This window comes from Halomonas sp. DN3 (assembly GCF_024137905.1).
Lineage (GTDB): Bacteria > Pseudomonadota > Gammaproteobacteria > Pseudomonadales > Halomonadaceae > Halomonas > Halomonas litopenaei.
On sequence record NZ_CP099965.1, the window covers coordinates 499,540 to 518,471 of the forward strand.

Consider the following 18,932-nt stretch of genomic DNA (forward strand, 5'->3'; position numbering starts at 1 on the left):
GCGGCAATGCGCTCGACGGTTCGATCGCCTCAGTCTTCGCGTGCGCCTGGATTCGATCCACTCAGTAGAGCAGGGCGAACAGCTTGCGGCGGTAGCTCACCGTCAGAGGGTGATCGGCGCCGAGGGCGTCGAACACCCGCAGCAGGGTCTTGCGCGCTAGATCGTCACCGTAGGCACGGTCGCGCTTCATCACCGCCAGCAATCCTTCCAGGCCGGATTCGTAGTCACCATCGGCGACCTGGCGCAGCGCTCGCAGATAGTTGGCCTCGCTGTCGTCACGCCCCTCCAGGGCGGCCAGGGTCTCGGCGTCGGGCGCTTCTTCGCCGAACTCGATGCTGGCACGAACGCCGCGGGCCTCGGGACCGTCGCGGTCTTCTGGAGGTAGCGCGTCGAGCAGGGCGCGCGCTTCATCATTGCGACCTTCCGCCACCAGCACTCGGGCCATCTGGATCTGGTAGGCCAGGTGGTCGGGGTACTGCTGTGTCAGCTGCTGCAGGATCTCCAGCGCGGTGGCGGTGTCGCCCGCCGCCAGGGCCTGCTCGGCCTGTTCTTCGGGGCTTGCCGGAGCATCTTCCGGGGCCGGGAAGTAGCGGCCCAGCCACTCGCGAATTTCCTTTTCCGGCAAGGCGCCCTGGAAGTGGTCCACCAGACCGCCCTGGCTGATCAACTTGACGTCGGGTACCGAGCGTACGCCGAGCTGGCCGGCGATGTCTTGGTTGTCGTCGATGTTGAGCTTGGCCAGCAGGAAGGTGCCGGCGTACTCGCGGGTCAGCTTTTCCAGCACCGGCATCAGGTTCTTGCAGGGCTCGCACCAGGGGGCCCAGCAGTCCAGCAGCACCGGGATGCGCATGGACAGCTCCAGCACCTGCTGAATGTTGCTGCGGTCGACGTCGAAGATCAGGTCGCTGTCGGCCGGCCCCTGGGACGCCGCGGCGGCACCCTGGGCGGGTTCGCTGCTCGGATCGCTGCTCAGAGGTTCGCCTGTACGAGGGTCGACGATGGGCATGGGACACAACCTTGTCAAAAGTGAATTGCCCTAAAGATGCGGGCGACGGCCACCGACTTCAAGGCACCTGCCGATACGCAGGCTGTATTGTCGAGGCGCTCGCGATGTTCGAGGCTGGACACCCGCAGCTGCGGATTATTCATCGGCTCCGGGCGGCCAGCGGCCTGCGTCGAACAGGGATCGGAACCACTTGGTCATGGCTGCATCTTCCACGGCGTATTCACCCCGGCTCGATTTCCACGCAAGGGGTGGGGTGCGTTCCCGCAAACTTTCCAAGGCTCGTTGAGCTTTCTGTGCAGAAACCGACTTGCCGGTGATCCGCTGATAGAAGGCCAGCGATTCGGCATTGTACGGACGGAACCCTTCTCTCATCTCGAGCATTCGCCATAGGACCGCCTGCTGGACGGGGTCCAGGCCGAGGTAGTCACTCGCCATGTCCTGCTCGACATCTCGCTGTCGCGCCTGTGCGAGTGACACAAGCCGCTGCTCGAATCGGTTTTCATCCGCGGCCAGGGGGCTCATCGCTTGGCCGAGTGCCTCCATGAACAACTGGGGACGAAACCCATAAGCCGTGAATGCCTGCAGCAGCATGTCCGTGTCCACCGGAGCCTGCGCTGGCTGCTGGCGCTCGATGAGATCGGCGATGTGCTCGATAAAAGCCTTGCCGAGCAGCGGCATCTGCTGGATCTGTGATCCGTAGAAGGGGGCAGAATGGCTGTTGACCAGCCGAAGCAGCTTGTCGCGATCGGACCCCGACATGACCAGCATCAGCTGGATGTGGTCGGGCGAATTGAGCTGGTCCCGCGCCGACTTCAGGGCGGCCATGAGGGTGTTGCCAGCGTCGGTGGTTACCGCTTGCTGGGCCTCATCAATCACCAGGGCAACTGGCCTGCCCCCGGCCTCGATGAGCAGGCGTAGTGCCTCAGGGAGGGAGGCGACCCCGTTGTCTGTGGGGGTGGCATCGAGCTGGATCCATTGTCCGAGCCCTACCTTGCTGATGCCCCACCGTGCTGCCAGCTTCTCGATGGCGGGGCGGTGCGGGGCCATGGCTTCCTGAATGGCAGCCTGAATCAGCAGGGCGGGGTCGCGCTGCTGATCCGACCAGAGGTCGACATAGACCACCTCGACGCCTTGTGTCTCCAGCGTGGGCAGCAGGTCGTTGCGCAGGAAAGTGGTCTTGCCGGTCCTGCGAGGGGCGGCAAGGAACAGGCCATTAGGCGCGTCGCTGAAGAGGGTGTGCCCCCTCACGGCGTCCGCCATGTCAGCGGCCAGCTGATGCCTGGGAAAGTAGATCATGGCTTTACCAGCTTTTATCTGAATTCCTATAATTTATCAGATTAGCCGTAAAATGGCGTAAAGCAACGCTCCTGCCCATGATGGCTCCCGCTCCGAGCGGCCTGGCCAGGAGAAGCGCGCCTTCTGTAGTAGGCGTGACGGCGGTTGTGCTGGCTCGCGGATGGCCCACGCGAAATGAGCTGGCCCTCAGTCGTTGGACGTTTCATACCGTCCGCGCGGTGATGGAGACTTCCAGCACCGGCATCAGATGCTTGCAGGGCTCGTACCAGGGGGGGCTGCAGGCCGCCAGAACCGGGATGTGCAGGGACAGCTCCAGCACCTGCTGAATATTGCTGCGGTCGACGTCGAAGATCAGGTCGCTGTCGACGGTCGATTCTTGACCGACTCGGGTTGATCGAGGTCAGCTCTTCGACGAAAGAAGGAGGGGTGGATGGTTAATCCGGGGACACGGAAGCGCCAAAAAATATCGAATTGGCACAGAAAAATTAAGATTTAATCAGGGGGCGGGCTTCGTAGTACAGCGATGCCGCAACGGCGTCTGGTGGCGAAGCGCTGGCCTCGGCCAGCACCGGACAGCCAACAAAAAAACGAGGCAGTCCCGAAGGACTGCCTCGTTTTCGTATTTGGTAGCGGGGACCGGATTTGAACCGATGACCTTCGGGTTATGAGCCCGACGAGCTACCAGACTGCTCCACCCCGCATCAACGAGGACGCAGTATACGGATAATTCTGGCTGCGTCAACCCTGTGCGATTTCGGGTGTGATGGGTCGTGCCGTTCGGGCGCTGTGGTCCATACTGGAGGGGCTGTCATGCAAATGTCAGTGCTAGACGCTAGCCTGGTGGATAGTCGTTGTGGACGTTGATTCGACGCAGTACCACGACGAAGGCCTGCCGAGGTAGGCAGGTGGGGCTGGGCGTCGCAGTGGCAGGAGGCCACCCGCGATCGCTCTGGGCCCGAGGTTGCTGGTTGCGCGAATGCGCAGCACCAGAGCATCCACTGCTATACATGCTTGCAACAACAAGTGCCGTCGCCAAGCGGCGGCGTGAAGGACAATCAGGGAGGTCGTCTATGACTCAGCAAAAGCCCGTCGCGTGGGTCACCGGTGGTACTGGTGGTATCGGAAGCTCAATCTGTCGCGAACTGGCGGATGCCGGCTATCAGGTAGTGGCCGGTTACAACAATCCTGACAAGGCCAAGACCTGGCTGGAGACCCAGAAGTCGGATGGCTATGACAATATCGACATCGCCGGCATCGATCTGACCGATTTCGAGGCCTGCCAGAATGGCGTCAAGGCGATCGAGGACCAGCATGGGCCGATCGCAGTGCTGGTCAACTGTGCCGGTATCACCAAGGATGGCACCTTGAAGAAGATGTCGGCGGACCAGTGGAACGTGGTCATCGACACCAACCTCAACAGCGTCTTCAATACCTGCCGCAGCGTGATCGAGAGCATGCTGGAGCAGGGCTACGGACGGATCATCAATATTTCGTCCATCAACGGCCGCAAGGGGCAGTTCGGCCAGGTGAACTATTCCGCCGCCAAGGCCGGCATGCACGGTCTGACCATGGCGCTGGCGCAGGAAACTGCGACCAAGGGCATCACCGTCAACACCATCTCGCCTGGCTATATCGCCACCGACATGATCATGAAGATTCCGGAGAAGGTGCGCGAGGCCATTCGCGAGACCATCCCGATGAAGCGGTACGGCACGCCGGAAGAGATCGGCCGCCTGGTCAATTTCCTGGCCAGCAAGGACAACGGTTTTATCACCGGTGCCAATATCGACATCAATGGCGGTCAGTTCATGGGCTGACAGACGTCGCGCCGGGCTCACGAGGCTCGGCGATGTACATTTCGCCAGAAACCACGATGCGAGGCCAAAAGGCCTCGCATCGTGGTTTTCAGGGGCTGAAAGAGGGGGGGAGGCACGGCAAGCCGTGCATCGCTCAGGGTGGTGGCAGTTGACTCAGCCCATCCAGCAGGGCGTCGAGCTCCTGTACCTCGCGCTCCCACTGCTGGCGCGACACTGGACCGGTGGCCAGCAGCCCGCACAGTACCGAGATCAGCTCGTCTTCCCGGCTCGGCGCCTGGCCAAGGCTATCGTTGAGGCGGTCGACCTGGATCGCCAGGCGCAGTGGCTCGTCCTGGTGGCCGATCGGATGGCCCGCCAGGAGCGCCAGGTGCACCCGCAGTCGTGCCAGACGCTCGGCGACTTCCTCCGCTGGAGCAGGATCGCGTCGTGCGGCGTTGCGCTGTGCGTGGGCCTGTTTCAGCGCCGGCGGCAACGATAACGCGGCAGGAATCTCCACATCACTGCAGAGGCGACCGGCGAGGCAGTCATCGTCGGCCTCAAGGTGCTCGAGAATCAGGGGTTTGACCTCGCGCCAACGACCGACGACTTCTGCCACGGAGAGCCGTTCCAGGCGCTCGCGCCGAGCCCGTACGATGCCGGCCCAGCGCTTGCGCATGCCTTCGGTGCGCCGGCCCGATGGTAGCGGTTCCAGCGCGCTGGCCTCATCCACCGCCTTGTCCAGCCAGTCGGCCTCGCTGCTTGCCGCGGGTTGCCAGGCATCGATGCGGTCGATCAGGGCCTGCATCTGTTCCAGGCGCTCGCGAGCACGCTGGGCACGATCATCGCGCTCGGCGTCACGCTGGGCGAAGATCTGGTCGCATAGTTGGCGGAATTCTCGCCACAGGGTCTGCTCCTCGCCCTTGGGCGCGCGCCCCAGTTCGCGCCAGCGCTGTTGCAGTGCCTTGGCCTGGTCGGCTCGCTGGCGTGCCGGCAGTCGTGCATCGACCAGCGCTCGGGCCTGGTCGATCACCTCACGCTTGGCGTCGGCGATCTCGTTGGCGCGGCGATCGATCAGCGCCTGCAACTGGTGCCGGATGCGGCCGAAGCGTCGTCCGATGGCCTCTGCGTGATCGCGCGGGACAGGGGCGGTGCGGCGCCACTGTTCCCTGGCCTGGTCGCGGATCTCGCGCAGCGCGTCGGGGTCGGCCTGGGCGGCGGGCTGCTCCAGAAGGGCCTCGATCTGCTCGCACAGCGCTTCGCGTTCTGCCAGGTTGGCCTCGCGCAGGCGCTGTTGTTGTTCACGCCAGGCCTTGAGCGACTCGCGAATACGTTCGGAGGTTGCCCGAAAGCGCTCGGACTGCTCGCGGTTGGCCGCGGCGTCGCCCAATGCCTTCCACTCCTTGACCAGCTGGCGATGGCGGCGGTCACGGTCACGGTCACGGTCGGTGAGGGTGGCGTCCTGCTCCAGGGCCTCGATGGCCTGGCACAGTTGCTCGCGCTTGGGACCGGCGACGAAGCCGCGCCAGTCGCGCAGTTCGGCGAGTCGTGCGCCGAGGCGCTTGAGTCGAGACTGCTGGGCACCGGCCGAGGACGGCAGCTGATCGGCGAGGTGGCGAAGCCGCTGGTGCAAGCGGCTCGCTCCCTTGAAGGTACCCTCGTCGAGCAGCGCCTCGAGACGATCCAGTTCCTCATCGAAGCGTGTGAGCTGGGACTCCGATGGTTCGTCCCCGGAAAGATCCTTCTCCAGGCGGAGATGGTGTCGCGCACGTTCGAGCCGCGGGTCTGGCGGCAGACCTTCGGGCCACTTGCAGTCGCTCACCAGCTGCTTGAGCGCAGCCTCGTCGCCGGCCCTGATGGCTTCCTCCAGCGGCAGGGCGCGCTCGACCAGGCGCTGGTGGGCCTGGTTGATGGCGTCGTAGTTCTTCAAGGCCTTGTCGTAGCGCTGGCGCAGGCCGTCGTCGGCCAGGTGGATCTCGGACAGTGCCTGCCAGCGGTTGGCCATCAACTGCTTCTGAGCGCGCAGGCTGGCAAGGTCCTGTTCACCGACATATTCGCCCTGATAGAGCGCGGCCAGGCTTTCTTCCAGCGCCATGACCAGTGCCTCTCGGTCCTGGTCGGCCTGCTCGCGGCGCTGTCGGTCGGCACGCAGGGCGTGTTCCTGGGCCTCGTGATCGTGAATCACCTTGCGACAGCGCAGGCTGGCCTCCTGGTAGCGCTGCTCCTGCCCGGCGTCGGGCAGATCCGCCAGTCGAGACCACTCGCGCTCCAGATGGCGGAAGCGCCCAGCGTAGAGAGGCTCCCAGGTGGCGCGGGCGTGCTGCTCGAGACTGGCCAGCAGTTGCTCGCGTCGTTCCCGAGCCTGTTCCACGGCGTCGGCGTCGGCGCGCAGTCGACCCAGGCGTTCCTTTGCGTCGCGCACCACGTGGCGATCCCGGCGGGCCGCCTGGGCCAGCTGCTTGAGACCTTCCTCGGAGGTGACCCGCTCGGCGGCGGCGTGACGTACGGCGGCGATGCCGTTGTCGCAGGCCTGGCGAATCAGGGCGGCCTCGTCATCGAGCCTGGCCAGGGCGGCGAGTCGCAGCTGCTGGTTATCGCCCTGGAGGGCGATCTCCTCGAGCATCGCCGCGTCGTCCAGGGACTCGACGATCTGCTGGCGGCGGCCAAGTTCGATGCCGCCCTGGCGACCGATCAGCAGCGCGATGAGCTGACGATCCAGCTCGCGTGATCCTTTACCCTCAACGCGCAGCTGCAGCAGTCGCTGTGGGTCGTCCAGGCGTCTCGCCGCGGCGAGACGGACGTCGGGCTCGGTGTCCTGGACCAGGGTCTCGAGGGCCTCGCGTTGGCTCTGGGGGTCGAGCCGTTCGGCGGCGTCGCGTCGGACCTGTGGATCGGGATGTCGCCAGCGTGGCGAGAAAAGGCGGCGGAGGAGTCCGGGCATGGGGCTTCCTGCAAAGAAATAAAGAAAGGTGGCGAAACGGCTTCACCATCTTGTTATTGCGCCAGGCAAAGCCGGGCGTCGAGATAGAAAGTTTATCTAAGCATGCGCGCCACCATCAGAAAAGGCCTCAGCGCAGGGCTGTGGCTGATTGGAGACACTGACAGGAGGACAATTGAGGCTTATGATCGGTTGCAGGACCGGGGGCTCTGACTTAGCTTGAGATCATCCCCCGACCAACACCCGACGTGGAGTTCGGCAATGAGCCTCAAAGTGGACAGGGACAGCATGGCGTTTACGTTCAAGGGTGGGATGCTGCCCATGACGGTGATGGAGCTTTCCAGTGCGGATCCCGAGGAAATTCGCGATCAGCTCGCGGGCAAGCTCTCGCAGTCGCCAGCCTTCTTTCAGCACACCCCGGTGGTGCTCAGCGTCGAGAAGCTCGACGAACCTCACCTGGCCCTGGAACGTATCTGTGCGGTGTGCCGGGCGCACAAGCTGCTGCCGGTAGCGGTGCGTGGTGGTGCAGATCCGGTCAAGCAGTCCGCCTGGGCGCTCGGACTTGGCTGGTTCCCCCCCCAGGATGCCGCCCGTGCGCGCACCCTGGAAAGCGTTCCGGTGCAGGAAGACGAAGACGTCACCGTGGTCGAGGAAGTGGAGGCTGACGCGCCTCATGGCGGACGTATCTTTCGTGGCACCGTGCGTTCCGGCCAGCAGATCACCGCTCCCGACGGCGACCTGACCGTGATCGGTGCGGTCAATGCCGGGGCCGAGGTGCTGGCGGCGGGCAATGTCCACGTCTACGGTGCCCTCAGGGGGCGTGCCCTCGCTGGCATTCACGGCGACCACCAGGCAGGCATCTTCTGCCGTGAGCTGCATGCGGAGCTGTTGTCGGTGGCGGGCAACTACAAGCGTCTCGAAGATATCGACCCCCAGCTGCTCGGCTCCTCCGTCCAGGTCGTGCTGACGGACGATCAGTTGGGGATCACCGCGTTGAAGTGAGCCTTCAGCCGGGCTTGTGAAGCGCCTTCAGCGGGGCGTTGCCGCATCAGCGGGCGCTTTAGCGCGGGACAGCGATTTTTATAAGGCCGTGCCTGGTCACTGCGGTGACCACACAGGACCAACAACTTTACGACGACAGGATGCGACACTTGGCCAAGATCATCGTTGTGACCTCCGGTAAAGGCGGGGTCGGCAAGACAACCAGTGCGGCAGCCATTGCCACCGGGCTGGCACTCAGAGGCAACAAGACGGTAGTGATCGACTTCGATGTCGGTCTACGGAACCTCGACTTGATCATGGGCTGCGAGCGCCGTGTGGTCTACGACCTGGTCAACGTCATCCAGGGCGAGGCCGGGCTGAACCAGGCGCTGATCCGTGACAAGCGTGTGGACAACCTGCATATCCTTCCTGCCTCCCAGACTCGGGACAAGGATGCCTTGACCCAGGAGGGCGTCGAGAAGGTGCTGGACACCCTGACCAAGGACTTCGACTACATACTGTGCGATTCACCCGCCGGTATCGAACGTGGTGCCCAGCTGGCCATGTACTTCGCCGACGAAGCCATCGTGGTGACCAACCCCGAGGTGTCTTCGGTGCGTGACTCCGACCGTATCCTTGGGCTGTTGTCATCGAAGACCCGGCGGGCCGAGCAGGGCAAGGACCCGATCAAGGAGCACCTGCTGATCACCCGCTACAACCCCGGACGGGTCGACCAGGGAGACATGCTGAATCTCGAGGACATTCGCGAGATCCTGGCCATCAACCTGGTAGGTTTGATTCCCGAGTCCGAGGCCGTGCTGAGAGCCTCCAACCAGGGGGTCCCGGTCACCCACGACGACAGCAGTGACGCTGGCCAGGCCTATATGGATACGGTCAGCCGCCTGATCGGAGAGGAGGTGCCCTTGCGCTTCCACGAGTATCAGAAGAAAAGCCTGCTGAGCCGCATGTTCGGAGGAGGAGGTCGCCGGTGAAACTACTCGATTTCCTGAAGCGCGAACGCAAGAAGTCCGCGTCTGTCGCCAAGGAGCGGCTGCAGATCATCGTGGCGCACCAGCGTAGCCAGCGGGGACAGCCTGACTTCCTGCCGATGCTGGAGAAGGAGTTGCTTGAGGTCATCCGCCGCTATGTCGAGGTGGACGACGATGCCATCAATATGTCGCTGGACAGCGAGGACAACTGCTCGGTGCTCGAGCTCAACGTGACCCTGCCGCGCAGCAGTTGATGCAGCGCCTGGTGTTGCTTGAACGTCGTGATATCGTCGATGCCACATCGCCGGTGCGATATCGACAATGCCAGCCATCAAGATGACGCCCCTTGGGCGTCTTTCGTGTATTTCCTTCCCGCGCCGGACTCGACCTGTGATCGTGCAGGCTGAGCCCGGCGTTGGCCTGTGCTAGGCTGACGGGCCTTTGACGTACGCGTGGAGACCGCAATCCCATGGCGCAGCCGAAAGCCGCTCCGCTGACCTTTCTGTGGCACGACTACGAGACCTTTGGTGCCGATCCTCGGCGCGATCGTCCCTCGCAGTTCGCGGCCATCCGTACCGACGCCGAGTTCAACGAGATTGGCGAGCCGGTGGAGCTGTTCTGCAAGCCCGCCGATGATGCCTTGCCGCACCCCATGGCCTGCCTGATCACCGGTATTACGCCCCAGCAGGCGAGGCGCAACGGTGTGCCCGAAGCCGAGTTCGCCGGCGCCATCGTCGACGAGATGAGCGTCGCCGGGACCTGTGCGGTGGGCTACAACAGCCTGCGCTTCGACGATGAGGTCAGTCGTCACCTGTTTTACCGCAACCTGATCGACCCCTATGCACGGGAGTGGCAGAACGGCAATTCGCGCTGGGATCTGATCGACGTGGTGCGCGCCTTTCACGCCTTGAGGCCAGAGGGCATCGAGTGGCCAAGGCGCGAGGACGGCAGTCCCAGCTTTCGCCTGGAAGACCTGACCGCGGCCAACGGCATCGAGCATGCCGGCGCCCACGACGCCCTGGCCGATGTACGCGCTACCATCGCCCTGGCGCGACTGTTGCGTGGCGCCAATGCCAACCTGTTCGACTACCTGCTGTCGCTCAGGGCCAAGCGTGAGGTGCGTAAACGCCTGGATACGACCCAGCGCAAGCCGGTGGTGCATATCTCCCGGCGCTATCCGGCCAGCCGTGCCTGCGGCTCTCTGGTGATGCCCCTGGCCGAACACCCGACCAATCCCAACGGCGTCATCGTCTACGACCTGTCGCTGGACCCTGCCGACATGCTCAGTCTCTCGCCCCAGGAGATTCGTGCTCGGGTATTCGTCAGCAATGACGACCTGGCTGAGGGCGAAAGCCGGATTCCGCTGAAGGTGGTGCACATCAACAAGTGTCCGGTGATCTTTCCGCCCAGTGCGCTCAAGGATGTGTCGGGGCCCCATCAGGGCGAGTATGGCGAGATCGTGGCGCGCATGGGGCTCGAGATGGACGCCTGTCGCGGTCACTACCAGCGGCTGGCCAAGGACCCCGATATCGTCGCCAAGGTGCAGGAGGTGTTCGCCGAGCCACCGCCGGAGCCGCCGAGGGATCCGGACCTGATGCTCTACTCCGGCGGGTTCTTCTCGCCTGCCGACCGCCAGCAGATGGAGCGCGTGCGTGCCATGGATCCCTGGGATCTGGTCGACGCCAGCTTTGCCTTCCAGGACCCGCGCCTGGAGGAGATGCTGTTTCGCTACCGCGCCCGCAGCTATCCGGACACCCTGACCGGCGAGGAGCAGGCGCGCTGGGAGACCTTCCGGTGGGAGCGGATGAACGACTCGGCGCTGGCGAGCCTGACGCTAAAGGACTTCGCGCGTGAAATCGAACGTCTGAACCAGACCTGGCTGAGCGATCGCGAACGCCAGATCCTCGAGGAGATGGTGATGTTTGTGGAGTCGATCATGCCCGCCCAGGCGTTCGGCTAGGGGACCAGCCTGGCGCAGACGCACGGCGTCGCGCTGGCCGTGTCGGGCATCATCAATATGGCGCCATGAAGCAGGTGCAATGTATCAGGTGTGATGAAGCGGGTGAAACGACGCGGGTGAAACCACAAGGCCCGACCGGCGATGCCGGTCGGGCCTTGTCGTCACTGCTGTCGGCGGCGGCGTCGCCAGCCGGGCGGGATCGCCCCCAAGCAGGGGGCGATGGGGTGGGGCAGGGCCTTTTGGCAGAGCCCTGTCAGGGTTTGGCCGCCTGGGCGCTGGTGTCCGCCGGTGTCGGTGACAGCGCTTCTTCTTCGTCACCGGGCAGGGCTTCCAGGTCGCCTTTCAACGCCATGACGTCGCTGGGTGCGGCGCCCGGATCGAAGGTCACGTCCACCACTGCGGCGCCACCCAGACGCTGCCAGCTGTCCTTCAGGCTGGCGGCGTCGACCTCGAGCACCGCGGCGGCCAGCCGCTCACGCCTATCGAAGTCGGTGTCGCCGTAGGACAGCGCCTGCCACAGGCGGGTGGTGCGCTCCTCGAGGCCTGAATCACGCTGGGTAATCTCGTCGTGGACCGCCTGGCGATAGGTGGCCAGGGTGTCGTCATCCAGGCTGTCCAGACGCTCGGGCACACGGTCGAGGAAGTCGCTGACCCTGGCCTTGAGCTCGTCGCTCTGGGTGGAGGGAGACTGCACCAGCAGGCTGATGCCCGGAGCGTGCAGCAGCGGTGAGTAGCCTGCGCTGACGATGTACCCGAGCTGCTGTTCGGTACGCAACTGCTGGTAGAAGGGAGTCTCGAGCAGCTTGCCGAGCACCGCGATGCGGGCCTGGGTGGCGATACCCTGGTCCGGCCCCTGCAGGTAGCGAATCAGCAGCGACTCGTCTCGGCTGGAGTCCGGCGTCAGGCTCGGCAGATCCACTGCCTTGAGTACCTGCAGGTCGGTGATGGCGTCCGCGCCAAGGCTGGGCTCAAGCGCCGCGATGGCCTGCTCGGCCTCGTCGCGTGCCAGCGACTCTTCCAGGTTGCCGACCACCAGCGCCTGCAGGTGCAGCTCGTCGAGGAAGCGCTCGCGGAAGTCGCGCAGGTCCTGGGGCTCGAGGTCGGACAGCGCCTCCAGCAGTACCTGGGGGGACCACTGGGGCCGAATCAGCGCCTCGGACAGGGTGCGTTGACCCTGGTGATAGAGCGGATTGCGTGGTGCATTGCCCCATTGCTTTTCCAGGCCGTAGCGTACTCGGGCAACGCTTGCGTCGAGGATCTCACCCTGCTTGAGCTGGTCGATCACCTCCCGTATCACCCTGTCCTGGCGGTCACGCCAGCCGGTGAAGGACAGCGTCATGCCACGCGAGTGGGCATAGGCTTCATACTTCTGTCCCGCCAGACGTGCGGCGTAGAGCTTCTCGTTGAGGCTGTCGTTGAGCCAGCCGGCCAGCAGTTGTGTCAGCACGGCCTGGCGCGGGGACTGGCTGGCGCCAGGGTGCTGCAGGCTGAAGCGCCAGGAGGCCTTGGGCGTATCGTACTCGGCATCGGCCTTGTACCAGGCGTCGGCCTCGGGGGTGTCGATCAGCAGTGAGGGGCGCTCGTCGTGGGCCTCAAGCAGCGCCAGGTCCTCGGCGATAAAGGGATTGGGCTCGGGCAGCGCCAGCCCCGCCAGGGGGTCGGCTGCGGTGTCGGCCAATGGCGTCTCCTGCCAGGCGGTGTCGTAGTAGCGGCTACGTTGGTCGCCTTCGACCTCGGGGCCGGTGTACAGGCGGATCATGTTGTCGGGGCGCAGCGCATCGAGCCAGCGACGCACTTCCTCTGCGTCGAGCCCGTCCATGCGGTAGCCGGCGCGGTTGACGTCCTCGAGCGGGTAGTGGGTCAGGCTCATGGACAGGCGCATGGCCTCGTCCAGGGCGTTACCGTGCTGCTGGAACTGGAACGCCTGCTCGGACAGGCTGGCCTGCTCGTCGTAGCGTTCCTCGCTGATGCCCTGTTGGCGAATCTGCTCGATGGTGGCAAACAGACTGGCCTGGATGCGATCGAGATGCTCGTGACCCTCAGGGGTCAGGCTGACATCCACGGCCAGCAGTGCATGGCGGCCGTCACCTCGGGTGACGCCGGCGGACAGGCCGTCGGCCCAGCCGGCCTCGCGCAGGCGGCTCAACAGGCTGCCGGGCCCCTCATGACCGATCAGGTTGGCGATGTAGCTGGCCGGCTTGTGGCGATAGCTGAGCACGGGGTCGGGAACCGGGAACAGAAAGCTGACGCGGCGAGCGTCGCGCAGCGACTGGGCCTCGGCGGCCAGCGGCAGGCGTGAGCGATCGACCAGTGGGGTGTCGATGACGGGTGCCTCGAGGCCGCGATCGGGCACCTCGGCGAAACGTTCGACCACCAGTGTCTGCAGTTGATCCAACGGCATCGGCGCCACCACCGCCAGATGCATGACGTTGGCGCCGTAGTGGTTCTCGTAGAAGTTCATGACCCGCTCGCGCAGGCTGGGCTCCCCTTCGGGCCGCTCGGCCAGGGTCTCCTTGCTGCCCACCGAGAAACCCACGGTGGGGTTGGCCGGATTGAGCAGGGCGTCGAGGACCTCGTTCTCGCGGCGTGCGTCATCGCGCAGGCGCGCCTGATATTCGGAGTGCACCACGTTGCGCTCGCTGCCCAGGCGGTCGGCGTTGAACAGCGGGTCGATGAAGAACCGACTGAAGCGATCCAGAGCGCCTTCGAAGGCCTCGGGTTCCACATCGAAGAAGTAGTTGGTGTCCAGCGAGGCGGTGAAGGCGTTGTGGCGCCCGCCGTGGCGGCTGATGTAGCCCTGGTAGGCGTCGGGCTCGGGGTAGGCCTCGGTGCCCAGAAACAGCATATGTTCGAGCAGGTGGGCGAGCCCCTGTAGGTCATCGGGATCCTGGGCGCTGCCCACCGACACATTGAGTGAAGCCGCCGCCTTGTCGGCCTCGGGATCGCTGACCAGCAGGACGTCGAGGCCGTTGTCCAGGGTCAGTACGCGATAGTCGCGATCATCGTGGGGGCTGACGATCGGCGTCGTGGCGGTGGCCACGTCGGCGTCGGCCTGAGCCGTGACCGGTTGCTCGCTGGTAGCGGCCGGGGCCGCGGAAGCCTGAGCCAGCGGTAGCCACAGGCCGATCAGGGTGGCGACGAGGGCGCTGGCGCCGCGTCGTGTGAGGGTCGAAGCCATCACGTCTCCTTGGAAGTCTGGCGCCACATCTTGCCGATGGGGTGGGCACAGGATGGGTCTTGCTCTTGAGGATTGTTCACTCGTCTTGATACCGGAAAAGCGCCCAACAGTTCCCCGGGAGGGGGGCTCAACAGTGGCTTGAGGTCCTCGGGATCACTCTGCGGGTCCAGCCAGGCCCTCGCTTGACCGGGGGCTATGACCGCCGGCAGACGGTCGGTCAGGGGGGCCAGAAAGCCAGGGCTAGGTACCGTGATCAAGGCGAAGGAGTCGTTATAGTCGGTAAGGGTGGTGTGAAACCTACACCATAGTCCGGCCAGCAGCATCGGCCCGCGGTCTGCCCTGGTGATCAAGAAGGGCTGCTTGTAGTTTGGACGCGGCTGCCAGGCGTAGGCGCCGGCTACCGGCACCAGGCAGCGCCGCGCGCGGAAGGCGTCACGGAACATCGGGCGCGAGTCGAGGCTTTCGGCGCGGGCGCAGTGGGGGGCGTGATCGAGCACCTGCAACCAGGGCGGTGTCAGGCCCCAGAAACCGATCCCCAGGGTAGGGCGTCCAGCTTCCAGGCGGATGATCGACAGTGGACGGCGCGGGGCCATGTTGACGCCGCTGATGGCCTGGGCCGGAGCATCGAGGTCGTCGAGGGCGGTCTCGATGGCGCGGGCGGGAATATAGAGACGGCCGGTCATGGGGGCTCCTGCGATCTGGAGGGCCAGCGTACCCAAGCTCCCGGTGTCAGGAAAGCCTTGAGCCCGTTGTTGCGGCGAAGGGGGCATAATGAGCGGTCGAAAACAGTGTTCGATTAATGTATGCTGAACGATACCGCTGAACCTGAAGCCGCCGATGTCCGGCCGCGAGAGAGAAGAGCGATGGCGCGTCCAAGACAGCATGCCCCCGAGGAGCTTCACGCCCAGGTGATGGCCGCCTGCGATGCCTGGCTGGCTGAGCAGCCGGTGCATGCCCTGTCGCTGCGCTCGTTGGCCCGGGAGGTGGGCTGTGCGCCGAGCACCCTGCTGAAACTCTACGGCAGCTTCAACAACCTGCTGCAGCACGTCAACCTGGAAAGCCTCGGTCGGCTGCGCACGGTGATGGAGCCCCTGCTGGTCGACACCACCGAGCCTGAGGCCCGGCTGCGTGCCCTGGCCCAGGGGTACTGGAAGTTCGCCCGCGAAGACGCCCATCGCTGGCAGCTGATGTTCGACTATCCGCTGGCCCAGGAAGGGGAACTCGATCAGCGCCAGACCGATATGATCGGCGCGCTGTTTGCCCGGGTCGAGGGGACCCTGACCGAGTATCAGCCGGATCTCGAATCGCTCAAGGCGCAGCGCCTGGCGCGAACCCTGTGGGGCAGCGTTCATGGCCTGGTGCAGCTGGGGCTCAATGATCGTCTTGGCTATTCCCAGGGTGGCGCCTTCGAGGTCGAGGAGCTGCTCGATCAACTGCTGTCGACCACCCTCGCCGGACTCAAGCAGATAGGCCGTGACCAGGGGGGGCGATAGACAGGTGAACGACACGCCGTGATCGACGTACTCGTCTGGGGCCTCGTCGGCCTGCTTGCCTGCATCGCTGCCTGGCGCTTCTATCGCGCCCCGGCGGTGTATATCCGACGTTTCGTGTTTGCCTTTATCCATGTGTTGTACCGACTTCGCTTCCAGGGGCGTCGCTTCGTGCCCCCGCGCGGGCCGGCGCTGGTGGTGTGCAATCATGTCAGCTTCATGGATGCGCTGGTGATGGGCGGCGGCAGCCCCAGGCCGCTGCGCTTCTTGATGGATCGTCCGATCTACGAGTCGAAACGCCTCAACTGGCTGTTTCGCATGGTCGGGGCGATACCCGTGGAATCGGATCGTCGTGACCCGGGCAATGTGCGTCGCGCCCTGGAAGAAGTCAGCCGCGCCTTGAGAAACGGCGACGTGGTGATGCTGTTCCCGGAAGGGCGGCTGACGTCGGATGGCGAGGTCAAGACCTTCCGCCGGGGCCTCGATCTGATCCTGTCGAGGGACCCGGTGCCGGTGATTCCCGCCGCGCTGTCGGGCCTGTGGGGCTCGTGGACGTCCAATCGTCACGGCAAGGCCCTGGCTCATTTCCCCAGGCGCTGCCGCGCCCGGGTGGCGCTCTACTTCGACGAGCCGGTGCCGCCGGGGCAAGCCACCCGTCAGTCGCTGGAGGCCCGGGTGCGCGAGCTCAAGGCTGAAGCCGATCGCTGGGTCGAGACCGGCCAGCCCTGAGGCAACCGCCGCCGGGGTACGCAGGCTCCGGCAGAGGGAAGGTCGGGTTAGGGAAGTGATAACGCAGAAAGGGACGGTCTCGGCCGTCCCTTTCTCGTAAATACCTTGCTTGTCAGTGCTTTGCTTGTCAGTACTTTGCTGGCAAGTACTCTGCCTGCTGGTGGCTTGCCCGCCGGTTCCTTCCCTGCATGTCGCGTCGCGACTGCCGTCCCTCTGGTCCTTGCGGTGGTCAGTCGCCCGCGTCGGATTCTGCCAGGACGCGGCGAGTGCCAGGCCAGCAGCTGACTGAGGTGATCAGGTTGTCGCGCATCTCGAGGATTTCCATGCGGATGTTGCCGATCTGCAGGCAGGCCGGGCCGTCGGGGAAGGACTCGAGGTGTTCCAGTATCACCCCGTTCAGCGTCTTGGGGCCGTCGGTGGGCAAGTGCCAGCCCAGCGACTTGTTGATATCACGGATATTGGCGGTGCCGTCGATCACGTGGCTGCCGTCGCTCTGGGGCAGCATGTCCTGTTCCTGGCCGGCCACGTCGGTGGTGAATTCACCGACGATCTCCTCGAGGATGTCCTCCAGGGTCACCAGACCCTCCACGTCGCCGTACTCGTCCACCACGATACCAATCCGGCGCTTCTGCTTCTGAAAGTTCAACAGCTGGGTGTGCAGCGGCGTCGATTCGGGAATGAAGTAGGGCTCCCGCGCTTCCTGCACGATGGCCGCCTTGGTCACCTCGCCTCTGGACAGGAAGCGGGCGGCATTGCGCAGGTGCAGCATGCCGATGATGCTGTTGATGTCGCCCTTGAATACCGGCAGCCGGGTGTGCTGGCTGGTGCGGATCTGGGTCAGGATATCCTCGAGACTGTCGTCGAGATCGATGCCGACCACCTCATGGCGCGGCACCATGATGTCGTTCACGGTGACATTCTCGAGATCCAGAATCGACAGCAGCATGGCCTGGTGGCGATGGGGAATCAGGGTGCCGGCCTCGTGGACCACGGTGCGCAACTCGTCGCGGGTGAGGTTGTCACCATTACCGTCGATATTCTTGACGCCAAGCAGCCTGAGCAGGCCGTTGGAGATCACGTTGACCACCCACACCAGCGGATACAGCAGCTTGAGCAGCGGCTCCAGGATCATCGAGGCGGGGTAGGCGATGCGCTCCGGCTTCACCGCAGCAAAGGTCTTGGGGGTGACCTCGGCAAAGATCAACACCACGATGGTCAGGATCGCCGTGGAGATGGCGGGTCCGCTGACATCGCCAAAGAAGTGGATGGCGATGATGGTGGCGATGGAGGCCGCCAGGTTGTTGACGAAGTTGTTGCCGATCAGGATGACGCCGATCAGCCGGTCGGGACGCGCGAGCAAGCGCATCACGCGCTTGGCGTTGCGCTGTCCGCTGTTGGCCTGGTGGCTCAACCGATAGCGGTTGATCGACATCATGCCGGTCTCGGAACTGGAGAAGAAGCCCGATAGGGCAATCAGCAGAAAGAGCAGGCCGAACAGCAGGCCCACCGGAAAGTCGTCGTTCAAGACGTGAAATCCTTGGTCGCGGGTAGGGGTCGAGTTGTAGGGGGTCGGGCCGGGAGTGTCAAGGAGACCTCCTGTCTAGCTGTGCGCTAACAGCACCTCAAGGACAAACTTGCTACCAAAGTAGGCCAAAAGCAGTGCGATATAGCCTCCCAGGGTCCAGCGCACCGCCCGCATGCCTCGCCACCCAAGGCGGTAGTGGCACAGCAGCAGTACCGCGAACACCAGCCAGGCGAGCAGCGACAGCACCGTCTTGTGGACCAGGTGCTGGGCGAACATGTTGTCGAGGAACACGAACCCGCTGGCGATGGCCAGCGTAAGCAGGGCCATGCCCACCCAGATCATCTCGAACAGTACCCGCTCCATGGTGGTCAGCGGCGGCAGTGCCTGTACCACGCCGCGTATCCGGTGATGCTTGAGGGCCTTGTTCTGGACACCTACCAGTATCGCCTGCAGCGAGGCGATGGCCAGCACCGCGAAGGCCAGGGCGGAGCTGACGGCGTGGAAGGCGATGCCGGGGGTCATGCCGTTTGCGCTGGTAGGGGTCGGTAGTTCGGTACCGAGCAGCAGCACCACGCCGGCAAAGGGGAACAGCACGGCGGCGATATTGAGCACCGGTTTGAACAGGCTGGCGCCCAGCAGCACCACCACCGCCAGGGCGGTGACCAGCACCGCGCTGGTGGACAGTCCTGGCAGCATCGAGCCCTCGAGGGCAAGCAGGCCGCCGGCGACGACCAGGTGGAGAGCCGCCGCCAGGGTGCCGAAGCCGCGCACCAGTAGATCGCGCGGAGGTACCCGGCGAATCAGGGTCAGCCCTTGCCAGGAGGCAGCCGCCAGATAGAAGACAAAGGCCAGTAGAGCCAGAGGTAACGCCTGCATGCTGTGCTGTCCGTGCGCCTTGCCGGCGCCTTTGAAGATAGGGATCCTGGGTCCGGGGAATGCCTTCCCCTCGACACCGACTATACCGGATAGCGCCTCGGCTGACAGCCAGCGGGCGGCCTTCTTCGGCTGTCTTGCCGGCAACTGCATGGAGAGTCCGCGCCACAAGGC

14 protein-coding genes and 1 tRNA gene are annotated in these 18,932 nt (G+C 64.6%); 7 read left to right on the forward strand and 8 right to left on the reverse strand.

Features of this window, described 5'->3' with window-relative positions:
* Window positions 1-61: 61 nt before the first annotated feature.
* The 3 genes from NKF27_RS02300 to NKF27_RS02310 form a co-directional block, all read right to left on the reverse strand.
* Entirely contained in the window at window positions 62-1,006 is a 945-nt protein-coding gene (locus NKF27_RS02300) for a co-chaperone YbbN (RefSeq protein ID WP_253555199.1), read from the reverse strand.
* A gap of 135 nt (window positions 1,007-1,141) precedes the next feature.
* Window positions 1,142-2,302: an AAA family ATPase gene (locus NKF27_RS02305; protein ID WP_253555200.1), complete on the reverse strand. Its 1,161-nt coding sequence runs from the start codon at window positions 2,300-2,302 to the stop codon at window positions 1,142-1,144.
* A gap of 624 nt (window positions 2,303-2,926) precedes the next feature.
* A tRNA-Met gene (locus tag NKF27_RS02310) sits at window positions 2,927-3,003 on the reverse strand.
* 369 nt (window positions 3,004-3,372) lie between these two features.
* Between NKF27_RS02310 and phbB the strand changes: the two genes are divergently transcribed.
* A complete protein-coding gene (gene phbB / locus NKF27_RS02315; RefSeq protein WP_045991345.1) occupies window positions 3,373-4,119 on the forward strand; it encodes an acetoacetyl-CoA reductase in 747 nt (248 codons plus the stop codon).
* 133 nt (window positions 4,120-4,252) lie between these two features.
* Here phbB and NKF27_RS02320 read toward each other — a convergent pair whose 3' ends face one another.
* The gene (locus tag NKF27_RS02320; RefSeq protein WP_253555201.1) at window positions 4,253-7,036 is read right to left on the reverse strand and encodes a DUF349 domain-containing protein; all 2,784 of its coding nucleotides are present in this window, start codon (window positions 7,034-7,036) and stop codon (window positions 4,253-4,255) included.
* 258 nt (window positions 7,037-7,294) lie between these two features.
* Here NKF27_RS02320 and minC point away from each other — a divergent pair, with 258 nt between their 5' ends.
* The 4 genes from minC (at window position 7,295) to sbcB (ending at window position 10,963) form a co-directional block, all read left to right on the forward strand.
* Window positions 7,295-8,035, forward strand: coding sequence for a septum site-determining protein MinC (gene minC / locus NKF27_RS02325; RefSeq protein WP_045991343.1), 741 nt, complete (start codon window positions 7,295-7,297; stop codon window positions 8,033-8,035).
* A 149-nt stretch (window positions 8,036-8,184) separates the two neighbouring features.
* A complete protein-coding gene (minD, locus tag NKF27_RS02330; protein ID WP_045991342.1) occupies window positions 8,185-9,006 on the forward strand; it encodes a septum site-determining protein MinD in 822 nt (273 codons plus the stop codon).
* Window positions 9,003-9,257, forward strand: a complete 255-nt coding sequence (minE, locus tag NKF27_RS02335; protein ID WP_045991341.1) for a cell division topological specificity factor MinE — start codon at window positions 9,003-9,005, stop codon at window positions 9,255-9,257. Before minD ends, minE begins: the two co-directional genes overlap by 4 nt.
* Before the next feature lie 215 nt (window positions 9,258-9,472).
* A complete protein-coding gene (gene sbcB, locus NKF27_RS02340) occupies window positions 9,473-10,963 on the forward strand; it encodes an exodeoxyribonuclease I (protein ID WP_253555202.1) in 1,491 nt (496 codons plus the stop codon).
* A 253-nt stretch (window positions 10,964-11,216) separates the two neighbouring features.
* Here the strand turns inward: sbcB and NKF27_RS02345 are convergent, their stop codons facing one another.
* Together NKF27_RS02345 and NKF27_RS02350 are read right to left on the reverse strand one after the other, a co-directional pair.
* A complete protein-coding gene (locus tag NKF27_RS02345; protein WP_253555203.1) occupies window positions 11,217-14,141 on the reverse strand; it encodes an insulinase family protein in 2,925 nt (974 codons plus the stop codon).
* On the reverse strand, window positions 14,141-14,824 hold the full coding sequence (locus NKF27_RS02350) for an SOS response-associated peptidase (protein ID WP_108131202.1): 684 nt from the start codon (window positions 14,822-14,824) through the stop codon (window positions 14,141-14,143). Before NKF27_RS02350 ends, NKF27_RS02345 begins: the two co-directional genes overlap by 1 nt.
* Before the next feature lie 180 nt (window positions 14,825-15,004).
* Here NKF27_RS02350 and NKF27_RS02355 point away from each other — a divergent pair, with 180 nt between their 5' ends.
* Both NKF27_RS02355 and NKF27_RS02360 read left to right on the forward strand, forming a co-directional pair.
* Complete coding sequence (locus tag NKF27_RS02355; protein WP_253555204.1) at window positions 15,005-15,634, forward strand: TetR/AcrR family transcriptional regulator; 630 nt, start codon at window positions 15,005-15,007, stop codon at window positions 15,632-15,634.
* A 63-nt stretch (window positions 15,635-15,697) separates the two neighbouring features.
* On the forward strand, window positions 15,698-16,360 hold the full coding sequence (locus NKF27_RS02360; protein WP_045991371.1) for a 1-acyl-sn-glycerol-3-phosphate acyltransferase: 663 nt from the start codon (window positions 15,698-15,700) through the stop codon (window positions 16,358-16,360).
* A gap of 229 nt (window positions 16,361-16,589) precedes the next feature.
* On the opposite strand, the gene NKF27_RS02365 is transcribed toward NKF27_RS02360, so the two are convergent.
* Both NKF27_RS02365 and NKF27_RS02370 read right to left on the reverse strand, forming a co-directional pair.
* Window positions 16,590-17,885, reverse strand: coding sequence for an HlyC/CorC family transporter (locus NKF27_RS02365; protein ID WP_045991336.1), 1,296 nt, complete (start codon window positions 17,883-17,885; stop codon window positions 16,590-16,592).
* Between the two features lie 75 nt (window positions 17,886-17,960).
* The gene (locus tag NKF27_RS02370; protein WP_045991335.1) at window positions 17,961-18,761 is read right to left on the reverse strand and encodes an inner membrane protein YpjD; all 801 of its coding nucleotides are present in this window, start codon (window positions 18,759-18,761) and stop codon (window positions 17,961-17,963) included.
* Between the last annotated feature and the right edge of the window lie 171 nt (window positions 18,762-18,932).